The sequence below is a fragment of the Avibacterium volantium genome (genome assembly GCF_900635775.1).
GTDB lineage: Bacteria > Pseudomonadota > Gammaproteobacteria > Enterobacterales > Pasteurellaceae > Avibacterium > Avibacterium volantium.
Map to the genome: position 1 here is coordinate 1,693,202 of NZ_LR134167.1, position 17,603 is coordinate 1,710,804.

Sequence of the window (17,603 nt, forward strand, 5' to 3'; positions counted from 1 at the left end):
AACATTATGTCTACATTTATTGAAACCAAAACGGGTCGCCAATCACAAGGCACATTGTTATTACGCACCCTTGCGATGCCTTCTGATACCAATGCCAACGGCGATATTTTCGGTGGTTGGATTATGTCGCAAATGGATATGGGCGGTGCAATTTTAGCCAAAGAAATTGCGCACGGCCGTGTGGTTACCGTGGCGGTGGATAGTATGACCTTTATCCGCCCGATTTCTGTGGGCGATGTGGTATGTTGCTACGGCCGCTGCGTGAAAGTGGGACGCACTTCATTGCAAATTAAAATTGAAGTGTGGGCGAAAAAAGTATCCAGCGAACCCATTGGTGAACGCTATTGCGTAACCGAAGCCGTATTCAGCTTTGTTGCGGTAGATAGCAACGGTCGACCGCGTGCAGTTCCAAGAGAAAATAACCCTGAGCTAGAAAAAGCCCTTGCGTTAATTGATGAAGCCTAAGAAAGGAGAAACTATGTATTACGTTATTTTTGCTCAAGACAAACCCAATACCCTTGCTCAACGCCTTGCGGTGCGTGAACAACATCTTGCACGTTTAAAACAATTACAAGCAGAAAACCGCCTTTTAACCGCAGGCCCAAATCCTGCCATTGATGACGAAAATCCCGGTGAAGCTGGATTTACTGGCTCAACAGTAATCGCCCAATTTGACAGCCTTGAAGCGGCACAACAATGGGCAAGCCAAGATCCTTATGTGGAAGCTGGCGTTTATGGCGAGGTGATTATTAAGCCATTTAAGAAAGTTTTCTAAGCAAAAAATCGCAAAAATTCTCTCAAAAAACACCGCACTTTTCTTGTTTAACGCAAGAAAGTGAAAACAAGAAAAGTGCTACCCCTAACGATAAAAGCAATAAGAGGAAACACAATGTCAAACTTTCTACAAAATTACCAAAAACATATTGATGAACGTGCGGCACAAGGTGTTGTACCAAAACCATTAGATGCCGAACAAACCGCACAGCTTATCGAATTATTAAAAAATCCCCCTGCTGAGCAAGCTGATTATCTCCTTGAGCTTTTTAAAACCCGCGTGCCAGCAGGGGTGGACGAGGCGGCTTATGTCAAAGCGTCCTTCCTTGCTGCGATTGTCAATGGCACGGCCCATTCGCCATTGATTAGCCCAGAAAGTGCGGTGCAAATTTTGGGAACAATGCAGGGCGGTTATAATATTGAACCCTTGCTACAAGCCCTTGATAATGAAGCCCTCGCCCCTTATGCCGTCAGCGCCCTTTCTTCCACCCTTTTAATGTTCGATAATTTCTACGATGTAGAACAACGTGCCAAACAAGGCAACCCTTACGCGCAACAAATTCTTGAGTCTTGGGCGAATGCAGACTGGTATTTATCACGTCCAAAATTAGATGAAAAGCTCACCGTTACCGTATTTAAAGTGTCGGGCGAAACCAACACGGACGATCTTTCCCCTGCGCAAGATGCGTGGTCGCGCCCTGATATTCCTTTGCACGCCTTAGCAATGCTGAAAAATGAACGAGAAGGCATTCAGCCTGATGACACCGGCAACATTGGGCCAATTCAACAAATTAATGCGTTAAAAGAAAAAGGCTATCCGCTCGCTTATGTGGGCGATGTGGTCGGCACAGGTTCATCACGCAAATCCGCCACTAACTCGGTGCTATGGTTTATGGGGGAAGATATTCCTTACATTCCGAATAAACGTGCAGGCGGCGTGGTATTAGGCGGAAAAATTGCTCCTATTTTCTTCAACACCTTAGAAGACGCGGGGGCATTGCCAATTGAAGTAGATGTCAGCAAGCTCAATATGGGCGATGTCATTGATATTTACCCATACCAAGGCAAAATCTGCAAACACGATAGCGATGAAGTTTTGGCTGAATTTAGCTTAAAAACCAATGTGTTATTAGATGAAGTACGCGCAGGCGGACGTATTCCATTAATTATCGGACGTGGGCTAACCCACAAAGCACGCCAATCCCTTGGCTTACCCGATAATGATGTGTTCTCGAAACCACAAGCGGTGGCGGATAACCACAAAGGCTTTACCCTCGCGCAGAAAATGGTCGGCCGCGCTTGTGGTGTAGAGGGCATTCGCCCGGGGCAATATTGCGAACCAAGAATGACTTCAGTCGGCTCGCAAGATACCACCGGCCCAATGACCCGTGATGAGCTAAAAGATCTCGCTTGTTTAGGTTTTTCATCAGATTTGGTGATGCAATCTTTCTGTCATACGGCCGCCTATCCAAAACCGGTGGACGTTGTTACCCATCACACCCTGCCAGATTTTATTATGAACCGTGGCGGTGTATCCCTGCGTCCAGGGGACGGCGTAATCCACTCTTGGCTCAACCGTATGTTATTGCCTGATACCGTAGGCACTGGCGGCGATTCGCACACACGCTTCCCGATTGGTATCTCTTTCCCTGCGGGGTCAGGTTTGGTGGCATTCGCTGCTGCCACTGGCGTAATGCCGTTGGATATGCCTGAAAGCGTGCTAGTACGTTTCAAAGGGGAAATGCAACCAGGGATCACCTTGCGTGATTTGGTACACGCTATTCCTTATTATGCGATCCAACAAGGCTTGCTCACCGTAGAAAAACAAGGCAAGAAAAATATTTTCTCGGGTCGTATTTTAGAAATTGAAGGGCTAGAACACCTGAAAGTGGAACAAGCCTTTGAGCTTTCCGATGCTTCTGCTGAACGCTCTGCGGCGGCTTGTACCATCAAATTAGATAAAGAACCGATCATTGAATATCTCAATTCCAATATCGTGTTGCTCAAATGGATGATTGCTGAGGGCTATGGCGATGCGCGCACCCTTGAACGCCGTATCAAAGCAATGGAAAAATGGTTAGAAAACCCAGAATTGCTCAGCGCTGATCCTGATGCAGAATATGCCGCGGTGATTGAAATCGATCTCAACGAAATCAAAGAACCGATTTTATGCGCACCAAATGATCCTGATGACGCTCGACTGCTTTCTGAAGTGCAAGGGGATAAAATTGACGAAGTGTTTATCGGCTCTTGTATGACCAACATTGGACATTTCCGTGCTGCAGGGAAATTATTAGCCAAATTCAAAGACGTCATTCCTACTCGCCTTTGGATCGCACCGCCAACCAAAATGGACGCAAGCCTATTAACAGAAGAAGGCTATTACAGCATTTACGGCAAAAGTGGTGCGCGTATTGAAATCCCAGGCTGTTCACTTTGTATGGGTAACCAAGCGCGCGTGGCAAACAACGCCACCGTGGTGTCCACCTCCACCCGTAACTTCCCGAACCGCTTAGGACAAGGCGCAAACGTGTATTTGGCTTCCGCAGAACTCGCCGCCGTAGCAGCACTACTCGGCAAACTGCCAACGCCAGAAGAATACCAAGCCTATGTGGCGGATTTACAGCAGGACAAAGACGACACTTATCGCTATATGAATTTTGATCAACTTAATCAATATACACAAAAAGCCGATCAAGTAATCTTCCAAGCACCAGCTTAATAACGTCTATCACAAAGTGCGGTGAAAAATTCAAAAAATTTCACCGCACTTTTCTTTTTTCTCTGTTTATTAAAAATAAAAATGCAGTTATTTTCTTTCCTAAATAAAAAGAAAAGTGCGGTAATTTTTTTCATTATTTTTATTAAATCTTTTCATCATTAATTAATGCCATTTAACCTTTTTATCATTGACAGCCCTAGCCTGCCCTTTCTATACTAAACGGGAATTAGTCGGGGTGCTTGATGGAATATCCAAACGAGCTGAGATAATACCCGTGAACCTGATTCAGTTAATGCTGACGTAGGAAACTAATTAGATCATATTCTTGCAAACGCCTTTATTTTGCGGAATTTTCTGTTTTACCTTTCTAATTTCTTCCTTGCTCGTCAATATCACTTTTTACTTTTCGTTAATAAGGAAATGACAATGCAATTTAAGACGTTTTTCTCATCATTTTTAGCCAAATCGCTTCTGCCTATTTGTGCTGCAGGCAGCCTATTTTTATTCAGCCACAATGCGCAAGCTGAAGGGCGATTAACGGTTTATTGCAGCGTGCAACATTCTGTCTGCGAAAAAATGGCGCAAGTTTTTGCCAAGAAATATAACGTGGATACCAAATTTGTGCGTAACAGCACGGGCGCAACCCTTGCCAAAATCAAAGCGGAGCAAGCCTTGCCACAAGCGGATATTTGGTACGGCGGCACAATTGAACCACACTTTCAAGCCGCGCAATTAGGCTTACTCGAGCCTTATCGTTCGCCATTGCAAGCGGAAACTATGCCACAATTTAAAGCCCTGCTCGACAAACACGGCGATGTTACCTCCATTGGTTACATTATTGTGTTAGGCATTGGCGTAAACACCGAGAAATTCAAACAATTAGGCATTAAAGACTATCCAAAATGCTGGAAAGATTTAACCGATCCAAAATTTAAAGATCAAATTCAAATGCCTGATCCGCGCAATACTGGCACGGGCTACACTTTTATCGCAACGCTAGTACAGTTATTTGGTGAAGAAGAAGCCTTTCGCTACTTGAAAGCCTTAGATAAAAATATTTCTCAATATGCTAAAAGTGGTACAGAGAAATCCAATCTCTCTCGTGGTGATGCGGCGGTAACCATTGGTTTTATTAATGGTTATCAAACCGAGAAAGAAAATGGTGCGCCTGTGGAAGCCATTTTACCTTGCGAAGGCGACAGCTATTCCCTTGGCGGTATCAGCATTTTGAAAGGGGCAAGAAATTTACAAAATGCAAAATTATTTATGGATTGGGCATTAACGCCAGAAGCGCAAGAAATTGCGTGGCGCGAAGAAAAAATGTATCAAATTCCAACCAATATTCACGCCAAAGCCTCACCAAATTCCACTGATCCAAAAACCTTAAAACTCATTGACTTTGATTTTGAACGCTTTGGTTCAGATGAAGAAGGTAAGCGCTTGATTAAGCGTTGGATTGAAGAAATTAAGCTCAACTAAGCTTTTCCATTGACAAAATATAAAGTGCGGTTAAAAATAACCGCTCTTTATGATTTTTTATTTTAGGAAAGCTGTTCGTAATGCGATACCAAATTATTTTCGCAATTTGTATTATTTTTTTACAATTCTTCATTTATATTTTTAACCGCACGTTATCTTGGCTTTATTTGCAAAATACCAGTCCTGTTTGTCGTAAAATTTTAACCCTTATTACTTATCTCGGCGCAAACAGTATTATTTTGCTCACTGTGTCGCGCATTTATCCAATGTTCCGCACCAGTGCATTTATTTTAGCCTTTTTGCTCTTTGCCTGTTTTGTCAGTTTGGTGTGTGCGGCGATTTACTTTATTTTTAGAAAACAAAAATTTAAGCAAAAATTACAGCGCACTTTAGCTTGGCTTTATCCTATTGGTTTAGCCAGCTTGATTGGTTTGAGTGTGTATAATGCTTACACGCCACAGGTGATTCATTATGAAATCACGCTAGACAAGCCTTTCAAGCCACTGCGCATTGGAATGGCGAGTGATTTTCACCTTGGGCGTTTATTTGGCGGGAAACAATTAGATCAACTGGCTGAAATAATGAATGAACAAAAGGTGGATATTATTTTGCTGCCGGGCGATATTATGGATGATAATATTCGCGCTTATGTGGCAGAAAAAATGCAACCACACCTTGCGAAACTGCGTGCGCCCCTTGGGGTTTATGCCACCTTAGGCAACCACGATTTCTTTGGTCAGCAACAAGCCATTGCCAAAGAAATCCGCAAGGCGGGCATTACGGTTCTGATGGATCAAGCGCTAGAAGTGGATAACCGTTTTGTGCTGATTGGACGCAATGATGATTTATTCAAAGCGCGGCCAAAAACTAAGCAAATTTTAGCCGCACTTGATAAAACTAATGATAAAACAAAAGGGAAGCTGCCGATTTTTCTGTTAGATCATCGTCCAACAGAAATTATGGAGCATTCCACCTTACCGATCGATATTCAAGTTTCAGGCCACGCCCATAAAGGGCAAGTGTTTCCCGCAAATTTAATCACAAAAGTGTTATATCGTTTAGATTACGGTTATGAGAAAATTGGCAACGGGCATTTTTTCGTAACCTCAGGCTATGGATTTTGGGGGATTCCAATGCGATTAGGATCGCAATCGGAAGTGTTTATTATTGATGTGAAAGGGAACGAAAAGGAGTGATGATGAACTTTCTAAATAAAAATTTAAGCAAAATTTACACCGCACTTTGTTTAGGCTCGGCTACTCTACTTTCTAATGCCGTTCACGCAGAAGGTAAGCTAACGATATATTGCAGTGTGCAAAGCACAACTTGCGAAAAAATCACTCAAACCTTTAGTAAAAAATACAATGTGCAAACCCAGTTTGTGCGCAACAGCACAGGGGCGACCTTATCCAAGTTAAAAGCGGAACAAAATAATCCGCAAGCAGACGTGTGGTATGGCGGCACAATTGAATTGCATTATCAGGCGGCAGATCTCGGCTTGCTTAGCCCTTATCGCTCACCAAAACAAGCGGAAACAATGCCACAATTTAAAGCCTTGTTGGATAAAAAAGGTGATCTCACCTCTATTTTGTATATGCTTGTGCTCGGCTTCGGCGTGAATACGGAAAAATTTGCTGAACTCGGTATTAAAGACTATCCAAAATGCTGGAAAGATTTGCTCGATCCACGCTTAAAAGGACAAATTCAAGTGCCAGATCCTCAGCTTTCTGGTACAACTTACACGGCCATTGTTACGCTCATTGAGCTTTTAGGGGAAGAAAAAGCCTTTGAATATTTAAAACAGCTTGATGCAAACGTGTCGCAATATATGAAAAGTAACCAAGTTACCAGCAACCTAGCGCGCGGCGAAAGCGCCGTGAGCGTGGGATTTGTGCATAGTTATGCAACGGAGAAAGAAAATGGTGCACCAGTGGAAGCCATTTTGCCTTGCGAGGGCGATAGTTATTCCCTTGGCGGATTAAGCATTATTAAAGGTGCAAGAAATTTAGATAACGCGAAATTATTTGTGGATTGGGCGCTCTCCAAAGAAGCACAAGAAATTCCGTGGCGTGAAGCGGGTGTATATCAAATTCCAACCAATGTGGATGCGACCGCCTCACCAAAATCCGTTGATCCAAAAACCTTAAAGCCGATTAATATTGACTTTGAGCGTTTCGGTTCAGCAGAGGAAGGGAAACGTTTAGTGAATAAATGGGTGCAAGAAATCAAACTGAAAAAAGAAAATTAATTTTTAGCCAAAAAACGACCCCACTTTCTAGGTGGGGTCTGTGCTTTTAGCCTTTCAAATTTAGCCTTTCAAGCGTTCAAAGCCGGCTTTCAGATCGGCGATTAAATCTTCAACCTCTTCAAAACCAATATGCACACGAATTAATGTGCCAGTGAGCTTGCGTGCAATATTTGGACGAATTTTGGCAATTTCTTCAGGTTGGTTATACAGAATTAAAGATTCAAATCCGCCCCAAGAATAAGCCATTGAGAAGAGCTCAAAATGATCCATAAAACGTTCTAATTGTTCTTGAGTTAATTTTTCGTTTAACTCAAAAGAAAACAATCCACTTGCACCCGTGAAATCACGCTTAAAGTTTTCGTGTCCTGGGCAGCTTGGCAAAGCAGGGTGATACACGGCTTTGACTTCAGGCTGTTGAGCCAGCCACTGAGCCACTTTTAAGCTATTTTCTTGATGTTGTTTAAGGCGAACCGCTAAGGTACGAATACCGCGTGCGGTAACATAAGCGGTGTCAGCATCCACCATTTGCCCCATTAAATAAGAATGTTCGCGTAATTTATCCCAACAACGGGCGTTAGACACCGCCGTACCAATCATTGCATCGGAATGGCCCACTAAATATTTCGTGCCAGCTTGGATTGAAATATCAATACCCTGTTCCAACGCCTTGAACAACACACCTGCTGCCCAAGTGTTATCAATCATAATCACCACGTCAGGATTCACCGCACGCACGGCTTTGACAATTGCAGGAATATCAGGCACTTCCATTGTGAGCGAGCTTGGTGATTCTAAAAACACTACTTTGGTATTGGGCTGCATTAAATTGGCGATTTCCGCGCCCATAAGCGGATCATAATAAGTGGTACTCACGCCCATTTTTTGCAAAATCACATTGCAAAATACTTGAGTTGGCTCATAAGCCGCCCCTGTCATCAAAATATGATCCCCTGTGGCGACAAAAGAAAGAATCGCATTGGTTACTGCTGCTGCGCCACAAGGGTAAAGATAACAACCCGCGCCACCTTCTAATTCACACATTAAATCTTGCAAAGCAAAGTGAGTGAGTGTGCCGCGGCGGCCATAATATAATGCGCCTTTGGTGAGATTTTTGCCTGCTTCTTTTTTATCTGCAAGGCAATCAAAAACCAGCGAAGAAGCTCGCTGAATCACAGGATTGACGCTACCTTGCGTCATTCTCTTTTTGCGTCCCGCGTGGACAAAAGTGGTGTTTGATGTGGCATTTGCTTTCATAAATTTTCCTTACTTTTATTAAATTTAGGTAAAAATAATCAATTTAATAGATAAAAACAGCTATTCAAGTGCGGTGCTTTTCTTTAGAATATTTGCCGATTTACGCTTATTGTTATTTAAGCATATCTATCATCAATTTTTTATAGGAGATTTGTACTATGGTATTAGTAACTCGTCAAGCACCAGATTTTACTGCATCAGCAGTATTAGGCAACGGTGAAATCGTTGATAACTTTAACTTAAAAGAACACATCAAAGGTAAACCAGCTGTTATCTTCTTCTGGCCTTTAGATTTTACTTTCGTATGTCCATCTGAAATCATCGCATTCGATCACCGTTATCAAGAATTCAAAAATCGCGGTGTTGAAGTAGTTGGTGTGTCTATCGACTCTCAATTCACTCACAATGCGTGGCGTAAAACTTCTGTTGATGCAGGCGGTATCGGTGAAGTTCAATTCGCAATGGTTGCAGACGTTAAACACGACATCGCACAAGCTTACGGTATTGAACACCCAGAAGCAGGTGTTGCACTTCGTGCTTCGTTCTTAATCGACAAAGATGGCGTGGTTCGTCACCAAGTTGTAAACGATCTTCCACTTGGTCGTAACATTGACGAAATGATCCGTATGGTAGATGCGTTACAATTCCACGAAGAGCACGGTGAAGTTTGCCCAGCTCAATGGGAAAAAGGTAAAGAAGGGATGAAAGATAGCCCAGAAGGTGTAGCAAAATACCTTAAACAAAACGCAGATAAACTCTAATTTTCTATTTGTTTAGTATTATTTTAATTTAGGAACTAAATAAACTTAGCTTCTTTTGGCGAGATTTTAATTTTAAATCGCTATTTTTTTGTTAAAAAATTGATGAGGCGAGGGTAAGAATAACGCCTAAAGAAAGAATAACCATCATCATTGCGTAGCCAAATGTACCCATAATTTACTCCTAAAAGTTGATAAAACTTGTCAGGATTATAGCAAAATTGCGAAAAAAAGAAAATTTCTTAAACAAACGAGAAAAAGCTGTGATGAAGTGCAAATTTTTTCACAATAAGCCTTAACAATTCCATTTCGCCCCTTATAATAGCCAAAATTTTTTGGAGGAACTATGGCAACAATTAAAGATGTGGCAAAAATGGCGGGCGTATCCACCACCACCGTATCCCACGTGATCAATAAAACCCGCTTTGTTGCACCTGAAACAGAAAAGCAAGTACGTGATGCCATTCAAGCATTGAATTATTCGCCAAGTGCAGTGGCAAGAAGCTTGAAAGTAAACACTACAAAATCCATTGGAATGATCGTAACCACCAGTGAAGCCCCTTATTTTGCGGAAATTATTCACGCGGTGGAAGAACATTGCTATCGCCAAGGCTATTCTTTATTTTTATGTAACACGCAAAATGAGCCTGAAAAAATCAAAAATCATTTGGAAATGTTAGCCAAAAAACGTGTGGACGGTGTATTGGTAATGTGTGCAGAATATACGCAAGATTCTCTTGATCTATTGGCGAATTTCACGGATATTCCAATGGTGGTAATGGATTGGGGGCCGAATAATCAAAACACAGATATTATTCAAGATAACAGCTTTGAGGGCGGTTATATGGCAACCAAATATCTGATTGATAACGGACATAAAGCCATTGGTATTATTGCGGGAGAATTAATCAAAACCACCGCCAAAACACGCTATAAAGGCTTTGTTAAAGCAATGGAAGACGCCAACTTGCCCATCAATCCTAACTGGGTGATGGAGGGCTTTTTTGAGCCAGAAGACGGCTATGAATGTATGAATAAAATCTTAAGGCAAGATGAACTGCCAACAGCCGTGTTTTGCTGTAATGATGTAATGGCGCTGGGCGCAATTTCTGCCATTGGCGAAAAAGGGCTGAAAGTGCCTGATGATATTTCCATTATTGGCTACGATAATATCCACGCCTCACGTTTTTATTCGCCGCCACTCACTACGATACACCAGTCTAAATCTCGTTTAGGTGCACAAGCGGTGAACTTATTGTTCCAACGTATTAGTGAGAAATCAGGCCAGCACGAAATTATTGAAATGCACCCTGAATTGGTGATCCGTAGCTCGGTGAAAAAATGTAATTAACGCCAATTTATCCGCTTAGTACAATGCCCGTTAAGTGATCTGCCCCCAAAAAGTTAGACTATATTCTAATTTAATTCAAGGACTGAGTTCTGTATTCCACAGGGCTTAGTCCTTTGAGCTTCACTTGAATACGCTCATTGTTGTAGTAATGAATGTACTCGTGAATCACTTTTTCAAGCTGTTCAAAGGTTTCAAACCGCTTGCCAAAGTAACATTCCGTCTTCAATCGCCCGAAAAAGCTTTCCATCGCACCATTATCAAGGCAATTACCTTTTCTCGACATACTTTGCTTAATACCGTATTTTTTCAATATCTCCTGATAACCAACCATTTGATACTGCCATCCTTGGTCGGAATGCAGTATCGGTTTTTCCCCCGCTAATCGGTTCACCGCCTGGGTCAACATTCTGGTTATCTGCTCAAAATTCGGACTTCTCGCCACATCATAAGCAATAATTTCGTTATTAAACAAGTCTTTAATCGGTGATAAATACACTTTGCCTTCCGCACATTTGAACTCGGTGATATCCGTTACCCACTTCTCATTCGGCATCGTTGCCGTAAAATCCCGTTGCAACAGATTATCGGCAATGTGTCCCACTTTGCCTTGGTAAGAACGATATTTTCTCTGCTTACTTTTTCCTTTTAACCCCCAAACGTTGCATTATCGCTTGCACCCTTTTGTGGTTGATAATCAAGTATTTCCTTAATTCCAAGGTAATTCGACGATAACCATAATTTTCGTCATTTTTGCGATAAATTTCCTCTATTTTCTGTGAAATCGCTACATTTTTATCCGACTTTGGCTTGAGATGATAAAAGAACGAACTGCGTGCCAATCCGATTAGCCTGAGTAACAATTCCAACGGGAAACGCGAGCGTAAGGCATTTACGATGACGGCTTTTTCTGCATTTTTTGTTGGTTGAGTTCCTGCAACTTTTTTAGCATTGCATTCTCCGCTTCTAATTCCAAAATTCGGTAACGCAAGCGTTCTTCTTCTGTTTTGGGCGTTGGTGGCATTTTAGGTGAGTTGAGTTTCATACTTGGACGACCTTTAGGTTTGAGTAATAACCCATCTATACCTTGTTTTTCAAAGCGTTGCAACCATTGACTAATTATCCCTGAACTGGGGATATCAAAGCGAAAGCAGGCGGCTTCAGCGGAGCACTGGCCTTTTTTGATAGCTTGAATAACCTTTAATTTAAACTCAACAGAATAATATCGTTTGGGGCTGTAGTAGATTAGCCCTAAATTTCACACCATTTTCGCAATATTTTTAACTGCTCTTTTGGTGTCCCAAAGTTAAACCGAAATTCACATTCCTTCAAGAATAAAGGAAAGTTTTTTCGGTTAATTCCATTATATTTTCGCAGTATCCGCTTCGCCTGATTCCAAAAATTTTCAATGCCATTAATATGATTTTGTTTCACCGCAAATAGCTCGGAATGATTGATTCGTTCGTGGTGAAATTCACTCACATCAAGCGCATCATAACTGCGATAAGTGTCCGTATGAACCCAGCTATCAGGCTTGATTTTTCTTTTAATAACAGGGAGTAATGTTTCATTCTTGGTGTTTTCAACCACAACAGTAAATACCTTTCCTTGTCGTTTTAGTAACCCAAAAACAGCAACTTTTCCAGCCGCTCCTCGTCCTCGTTTTCCCTTTCGATGACCACCAAAATAGCTTTCGTCTAGTTCAATTTCCCCCTCAAAAATCTCGTTAACTTCAAGGGATAAATGATAGCCAATCACAAGCCTGATTTTATGGTAGAACAAAGCGGCTGTATTCGGTTGAATATCTAGCAAATTTGCTGCCGTTCTTGCAGTAACTTCTGCGACAAAAAACTCAAGCAGTTTTTTCTGTATGGATTTCTTTAATTTACAATATGTTATCTTCATTTTTGTAGTATAGCATTGTTGCTAATCTACTACAGCCCCTATCGTTTTTTACCTAACACAGCTAATCCATTGATTCCATTATGATTAAATTTCGCAATCCAACGTGCTAACGTGCTTTGGGGAAGCTGAAAATACTGGCGAGTAAGCGAACGGTTTTTTCCATTTTGATGATAAAAGTCGAGCACTTGTTGTTTGAAACGTTGAGTATATTTAGTCATAAAAAATCTGCACCTTAATCAATTGGTTGTTTAGTCCAACTTTTGGGGTGCAGATCAATTTTTCACCACATTTTTTTCGTATCAATAAAATGTTTCCTAGCAGGAAAAACACCTTTTCCAATAATAGGTATTGGCACGTTTTAGCTTGTGGTACAATCCGCGCACTTTTTTAACCTTAGGAGAAAATAATGAAAAAATTAGCTTTTGCAGGGGCATTATTTGCTTTTGCAACAACAAGTGCCAGTGCCATTGATGTGGTCAGCAAAGATGGCAAGGTGGATTTTGGTTCACGTTTTGAAGCAACGGTTATCACTAACAATGTTGATGGCGGTTGGGAGATGATTTGGGGGCCGAAAGAGCAACTTTGGCTAACAGAACGAGCAGGCAGAAATATCGTCAGCATTGATCCAAAAACCGGTGAGAAAACCGTGTTGTATCATTTTGCTAATGCTTATGAGAAATTCCCACATCAAGGCGTGTTAGGGTTAGCCTTAGAACCAAATTTTGATGCAGGTGAGCCTTATGCTTATGCGGCTTATACTTATGTTGATGGCGAGAAAAAATTCGCTCGTATTGTACGCTTAACCTATGATGTGAAAGCCAATAAATTAGGCGATGAGCAAATTGTGATTGACCACATTATCGCAGGCGTGGATCACAATGCAGGACGCATTAAATTCGGCCCAGATGGCAAACTTTATTACACCACAGGTGATTTAGGTTATAACCAAGGTAAACACGTTTGTGATGAAATCACTTCACAAAAATTGCCAACGGCTGAACAAGTGAAAAATCACGATCACAGTGCTTATAACGGCAAAACCTTGCGTATCAACAAAGATGGTTCAATCCCTGATGATAACCCTGTAATTAAAGGCGTGAAAAGCCACGTTTATACTTATGGACACCGCAATCCACAAGGTTTAGTGTGGGTGGGTAATCACCTTTATAGCACAGAGCAAGGCCCATCAAGTGATGATGAATTGAACAAACTTGAAGCGGGTGGAAACTACGGTTGGCCACACGTTGCAGGCTTTAAAGATGATTTAGCCTATGTTTATGCAAATTATTCTGCGGCGGTAAATTGTCCGACAGTGAAATATGATCCGAATGTGATCCCTGAAGGCGTGCCAACGCAAAAAGAAACAGATTATAAAGAGCCAGTGGTTGATCCGGTGAAAACCTTTTTCACGGTGAACAATGACTACAATTACACCAACGCCACTTGTGGTAAATTGGCTTATATTTGCTGGCCAACTATTGCCCCGGGTAATGCGGTATATTATCCGAAAGACGGCGTTATTCCTGAGTTCCGTAATTCATTATTATTAGCAACCTATAAGAGCGGTTCAATTTATCAAGTAAAAATGAATGAAGATGCAAGCAATGTGCAAGGGGACACAGGAAAATATTTCACCAGTGCAAACCGTTATCGCAATGCGTTAGTGAGTCCTGATACTCGTAAAATCTATGTGGTAACAGACAATATGGGGAACGGTCGTCAGTTAGATGACACGCCAACATCAAAAATGGCAAACCCAGGATCAATTATTGTGTTTGAATATATCGGTCAATAATTCTTCTTTCAAATAGAAAAAGTGCGGTGAAAAATTGAAAAAATTTCACCGCACTTTTTATCGCATTATTTTTTCCAAATAATATGATATTGGCGATCTTCTTCTTGATGAGAAATGAGGAATTTCGCGAAAATATCGTCCATTTCGTCTTGCTCATTGACTAAGCCGATCCAAACTTCGGCATATTCTTCAGGATCAATTAGCACGCCGATTTCTTCTTCCCAATCTTCTGCGGTTTCGACAAATTCTACCGCCCCGCGTTCTTCAAATTGGAGATTAAAAAGCAGAATATCTGCAGGATCAAGATTTTCCCCAGCCATTTCAAGAAAAATATCGTAGGCAATATCAATGGCTGTATCGGGATCGAGTTTTTGTTTTTGTTCTGTCATTGGTTGTCTTATTTAGGTGAAAAGGGTAGGTATCATAACATAAGAATAATGGCGAAAGAAAAGTGCGGTGATTTTCCACCACACTTTGTTTTTTGCTCGATTGGCTTTTAGCCCGTATTACGCATTCCCGCTGCGATACCTGTGATGGTGATCATCAAGGCTTGTTCAACATCAGGATTTGGATTTTCTGGGTTTTCACGCAAGCGGCGTAATAATTCCACTTGTAATAGGTTAAGTGGGTCGGTGTAAATATTACGTAGCGCAATAGATTCGGCAATCCAAGGAAGATCAGACATTAATTGATCTTCGTGCGATAAAGACAGAATTGTTTGAATATCCGCTTTTAATTGCTCACGTAAGGACTGCCCTAAGTACCACAATTCAGGTTTCACAAGGTGCTGATCGTAATGCTCTGAAAGCCAAGTGTCGGTTTTGCTGAATACCATTTCCAACATTCCGATACGCGTGGAGAAGAATGGCCATTGTTTACACATTTCTTCGATCACATCACCTTTGCCTTGCTCAATAGCTAAACGTACGGAAGCACCTGCGCCAAGCCAAGCTGGGAGCATTAAGCGGTTTTGCATCCACGCGAAAATCCAAGGAATGGCACGCAAACTTTCCACCCCACCATTTGGATTACGTTTTGCAGGGCGTGAACCCAATGGTAATTTTGACAGCTCTTGCTCTGGCGTCGCAGAACGGAAATAAGGCACGAAATCTTTATCGCCACGCACCACGCCACGGTAAATTTCGCAAGACGTGGTGGAAAGCTCGTCCATCACTTCACGCCACGCCGTTTTTGGCTCTGGCGGTGGTAATAAATTGGCTTCTAAAATTGCGCTAGCGTAAAGATCTAAACTGCCCACAGCCACGGCTGATAAGCCCAGCTTAAAGCGGATCATTTCCCCTTGTTCAGTAACACGCAAGCCGTTTTTCAATGAGCGTGGTGGTTGAGAAAGTAGCGCAGCGTGTGCTGGTGCGCCACCACGTCCGATTGTGCCGCCGCGTCCGTGGAATAAGGTGAGTTCAATACCGAGTTTTTCACACAAATTCACTAGCTGTTCTTGCGCACGATATTGCGCCCAAGAAGCCGCCATCATTCCTGCGTCTTTGGCACTGTCAGAGTAGCCGATCATCACCATTTGTTTATTATCAATCACGCCACGATACCAACCGATATTGAATAATTGGCGCATTACTTCTTCAGACGCATCTAAGTCATCAAGGGTTTCAAACAGTGGCACAACAGGCAAGTGATAAGGCACGCCCGCTTCTTTCAAGAGTAAATGCACGGCAAGCACATCAGAAGCCGTGCGCGCCATAGAAATAATGTAGCAAGAAATCACGCCCTCTGGCTGTTCTGCGATCACTTTACAGGTATCCAGCACTTCTTGCGTTTCTGCGGAAGGCTGCCAATCACGCGGTAACAATGGGCGGCGTGAGCTTAATTCACGGATTAAGAACGCTTGTTTGTCATCTTCCGTCCATTGTGAATAATCGCCTAAACCGATATAACGAGTGATTTCCGCAATGGCATCGCTATGACGTGTGCTTTCTTGGCGAATATCAAGGCGAGAAAGGGATAACCCAAAGCAACGGATACGGCGTAAGCAATCAAGTAGCGCACCATTAGCGATAATGCGCATTCCACATTGATGCAGGGATTGGTAACAATCGTAAAGGGGGTTCCAAAGCTGTTCGTCATCAGTGAGCAGTTCTTGCTGATCCACAACTGGGGTTCTGCCCTCCAATAAATCGCCATAATACGCCACAGTTTTAATCAATTTGCTACGCAAATCTTTCACCACAAAACGATATGGCTCTAAGTGATCACCATATTTAGCACGAAATTCTGGTGTGCATTCAATCACCGAAAGTTCATCGGCGAGCAATTTGATGTCTTCTAAAAAGAGTTCTGCGGCTTTCCAACGATTCATCAGCAACACTTGGCGCGTGGTTTGCGCGATAACAAATGGGTTTCCATCACGGTCGCCGCCCATCCAAGAAGAAAAACGCACAGGGGCGAGATCCACCGGCAGCTGCACCGCAAAATTTTTCTCTAAATGGAAGTTAAATAAACGGCAGAATTCTGGCACAGCTTTCCATAAACTGTTTTCAATCACCGCCATTCCTGCTTTGGCTTCATCAACAGGCGTAGGACGTTGAGTACGAATTTCATTGGTATGCCAAGCAAGGGCAATCAGCTGCATTAAGCGGCGTTTCAGTTTGGTTGTTTCCGCTTCGGTTAAATCATCGTGTTCCAAACGGCTTAAACAGCGGTTGATTTCAACGTGTTTATGCCCGAGTGAACGGCGTGTTACCTCTGTTGGGTGAGCGGTAAGCACCAGCTCAATAATCAATTTCTGTACCGCATCAAGCACTTTTTCTGTTGGCACATTTTGCGCTTTTAAGCGTTGAAAGAGCGCTTCTAAGGTACGGTCGGAAGATTCTTGGTCAATATGCTGACGGGAAATGGTTTGATATTGCTCAGCAATATTGGTGAGGTTTAAGAAGTGGCTGAAAGCACGCGCCACAGGAATGATATTTTCATCGGAAATGGTGGCGAGTGTATCAAGCAGCTGTTGGCGTGCCTTTTCATCGCCAGCACGAGAGTTTCGCGATAGCACGCGGATATTTTCAATTAAGTCAAGAATATCACTGCCTTGCGCATCACTAATGGTTTCCCCTAAGAAATGCCCAAGCATATTGATGTTGTTACGCAGCGTTGTATATTGTTGGATCATAAGCACCTCACAAAAAAGTAAATTCGTTTTCTGAGATAGATATAATCAAAAATAGGGAGAAAGGTCAATTATTTAAAAGATAAAAAATAATATAAATCAAAAGTGTGGTGGTTTTTTCTATAAAATTTTCTAATTTTTTTATATAAAATTTAAATAAGTTATAAATTTGTTAAAAAATAGAAAT

At 42.1% G+C, this 17,603-nt stretch carries 13 protein-coding genes, 2 pseudogenes and 1 riboswitch; of the genes and pseudogenes, 9 read left to right on the top strand and 6 right to left on the bottom strand.

What is annotated here, in order from left to right:
- Window positions 1-6 precede the first annotated feature (6 nt).
- The 6 genes from yciA (at window position 7) to ELZ61_RS08125 (ending at window position 7,223) form a co-directional block, all read left to right on the top strand.
- Complete coding sequence (gene yciA / locus ELZ61_RS08100; protein ID WP_126372803.1) at window positions 7-465, top strand: acyl-CoA thioester hydrolase YciA; 459 nt, start codon at window positions 7-9, stop codon at window positions 463-465.
- Between the two features lie 13 nt (window positions 466-478).
- A complete protein-coding gene (locus ELZ61_RS08105) occupies window positions 479-775 on the top strand; it encodes a YciI family protein (protein ID WP_103853029.1) in 297 nt (98 codons plus the stop codon).
- 114 nt (window positions 776-889) lie between these two features.
- A complete protein-coding gene (acnB, locus tag ELZ61_RS08110) occupies window positions 890-3,496 on the top strand; it encodes a bifunctional aconitate hydratase 2/2-methylisocitrate dehydratase (protein WP_126372805.1) in 2,607 nt (868 codons plus the stop codon).
- Window positions 3,497-3,717: 221 nt separating this feature from the next.
- Window positions 3,718-3,820: riboswitch (TPP riboswitch) on the top strand.
- Window positions 3,821-3,916: 96 nt separating this feature from the next.
- On the top strand, window positions 3,917-4,975 hold the full coding sequence (locus tag ELZ61_RS08115) for an ABC transporter substrate-binding protein (protein ID WP_126372807.1): 1,059 nt from the start codon (window positions 3,917-3,919) through the stop codon (window positions 4,973-4,975).
- An 80-nt stretch (window positions 4,976-5,055) separates the two neighbouring features.
- Window positions 5,056-6,171, top strand: a complete 1,116-nt coding sequence (locus ELZ61_RS08120) for a metallophosphoesterase (RefSeq protein ID WP_126372809.1) — start codon at window positions 5,056-5,058, stop codon at window positions 6,169-6,171.
- 2 nt (window positions 6,172-6,173) lie between these two features.
- On the top strand, window positions 6,174-7,223 hold the full coding sequence (locus ELZ61_RS08125; RefSeq protein WP_126373648.1) for an ABC transporter substrate-binding protein: 1,050 nt from the start codon (window positions 6,174-6,176) through the stop codon (window positions 7,221-7,223).
- Between the two features lie 60 nt (window positions 7,224-7,283).
- On the opposite strand, the gene metC is transcribed toward ELZ61_RS08125, so the two are convergent.
- Entirely contained in the window at window positions 7,284-8,477 is a 1,194-nt protein-coding gene (metC, locus tag ELZ61_RS08130; RefSeq protein ID WP_126372811.1) for a cystathionine beta-lyase, read from the bottom strand.
- Window positions 8,478-8,635: 158 nt separating this feature from the next.
- Here metC and ELZ61_RS08135 point away from each other — a divergent pair, with 158 nt between their 5' ends.
- Window positions 8,636-9,238, top strand: coding sequence for a peroxiredoxin C (locus tag ELZ61_RS08135; RefSeq protein ID WP_103855102.1), 603 nt, complete (start codon window positions 8,636-8,638; stop codon window positions 9,236-9,238).
- A 343-nt stretch (window positions 9,239-9,581) separates the two neighbouring features.
- Window positions 9,582-10,586 carry an HTH-type transcriptional repressor PurR gene (purR, locus tag ELZ61_RS08140; protein ID WP_126372813.1) on the top strand — a complete coding sequence of 335 codons (1,005 nt, stop codon included), beginning with the start codon at window positions 9,582-9,584 and terminating at the stop codon, window positions 10,584-10,586.
- 70 nt (window positions 10,587-10,656) lie between these two features.
- Here purR and ELZ61_RS08145 read toward each other — a convergent pair.
- The 3 genes and pseudogenes from ELZ61_RS08145 to ELZ61_RS08155 all read right to left on the bottom strand — a co-directional run.
- Window positions 10,657-11,814: pseudogene (locus ELZ61_RS08145) on the bottom strand (IS3 family transposase); the annotation flags it as partial.
- Window positions 11,815-11,834: 20 nt separating this feature from the next.
- Window positions 11,835-12,488 carry an IS1595 family transposase gene (locus ELZ61_RS08150; protein ID WP_126372815.1) on the bottom strand — a complete coding sequence of 218 codons (654 nt, stop codon included), beginning with the start codon at window positions 12,486-12,488 and terminating at the stop codon, window positions 11,835-11,837.
- A gap of 41 nt (window positions 12,489-12,529) precedes the next feature.
- Window positions 12,530-12,706, bottom strand: a pseudogene (locus ELZ61_RS08155) (helix-turn-helix domain-containing protein); the annotation flags it as partial.
- 188 nt (window positions 12,707-12,894) lie between these two features.
- On the opposite strand from ELZ61_RS08155, the gene ELZ61_RS08160 reads away from it, so the two are divergent.
- A complete protein-coding gene (locus ELZ61_RS08160; RefSeq protein WP_126372819.1) occupies window positions 12,895-14,283 on the top strand; it encodes a glucose/sorbosone family PQQ-dependent dehydrogenase in 1,389 nt (462 codons plus the stop codon).
- A gap of 65 nt (window positions 14,284-14,348) precedes the next feature.
- Here the strand turns inward: ELZ61_RS08160 and ELZ61_RS08165 are convergent, their stop codons facing one another.
- Together ELZ61_RS08165 and ppc are read right to left on the bottom strand one after the other, a co-directional pair.
- The gene (locus ELZ61_RS08165) at window positions 14,349-14,672 is read right to left on the bottom strand and encodes an HI1450 family dsDNA-mimic protein (protein WP_103853038.1); all 324 of its coding nucleotides are present in this window, start codon (window positions 14,670-14,672) and stop codon (window positions 14,349-14,351) included.
- Window positions 14,673-14,779: 107 nt separating this feature from the next.
- On the bottom strand, window positions 14,780-17,419 hold the full coding sequence (gene ppc, locus ELZ61_RS08170) for a phosphoenolpyruvate carboxylase (RefSeq protein WP_126372821.1): 2,640 nt from the start codon (window positions 17,417-17,419) through the stop codon (window positions 14,780-14,782).
- Between the last annotated feature and the right edge of the window lie 184 nt (window positions 17,420-17,603).

Excerpts from the sequence above, each read along its gene's own strand:
- yciA (WP_126372803.1), top strand. The coding sequence starts at position 7 with ATGTCTACATTTATTGAAACCAAAACGGGTCGCCAATCACAAGGCACA.
- ELZ61_RS08105 (WP_103853029.1), top strand. The coding sequence starts at position 479 with ATGTATTACGTTATTTTTGCTCAAGACAAACCCAATACCCTTGCTCAA.
- acnB (WP_126372805.1), top strand. The coding sequence starts at position 890 with ATGTCAAACTTTCTACAAAATTACCAAAAACATATTGATGAACGTGCG.
- ELZ61_RS08115 (WP_126372807.1), top strand. The coding sequence starts at position 3,917 with ATGACAATGCAATTTAAGACGTTTTTCTCATCATTTTTAGCCAAATCG.
- ELZ61_RS08120 (WP_126372809.1), top strand. The coding sequence starts at position 5,056 with ATGCGATACCAAATTATTTTCGCAATTTGTATTATTTTTTTACAATTC.
- ELZ61_RS08125 (WP_126373648.1), top strand. The coding sequence starts at position 6,174 with ATGAACTTTCTAAATAAAAATTTAAGCAAAATTTACACCGCACTTTGT.
- metC (WP_126372811.1), bottom strand. The coding sequence starts at position 8,477 with ATGAAAGCAAATGCCACATCAAACACCACTTTTGTCCACGCGGGACGC.
- ELZ61_RS08135 (WP_103855102.1), top strand. The coding sequence starts at position 8,636 with ATGGTATTAGTAACTCGTCAAGCACCAGATTTTACTGCATCAGCAGTA.
- purR (WP_126372813.1), top strand. The coding sequence starts at position 9,582 with ATGGCAACAATTAAAGATGTGGCAAAAATGGCGGGCGTATCCACCACC.
- ELZ61_RS08150 (WP_126372815.1), bottom strand. The coding sequence starts at position 12,488 with ATGAAGATAACATATTGTAAATTAAAGAAATCCATACAGAAAAAACTG.
- ELZ61_RS08160 (WP_126372819.1), top strand. The coding sequence starts at position 12,895 with ATGAAAAAATTAGCTTTTGCAGGGGCATTATTTGCTTTTGCAACAACA.
- ELZ61_RS08165 (WP_103853038.1), bottom strand. The coding sequence starts at position 14,672 with ATGACAGAACAAAAACAAAAACTCGATCCCGATACAGCCATTGATATT.
- ppc (WP_126372821.1), bottom strand. The coding sequence starts at position 17,419 with ATGATCCAACAATATACAACGCTGCGTAACAACATCAATATGCTTGGG.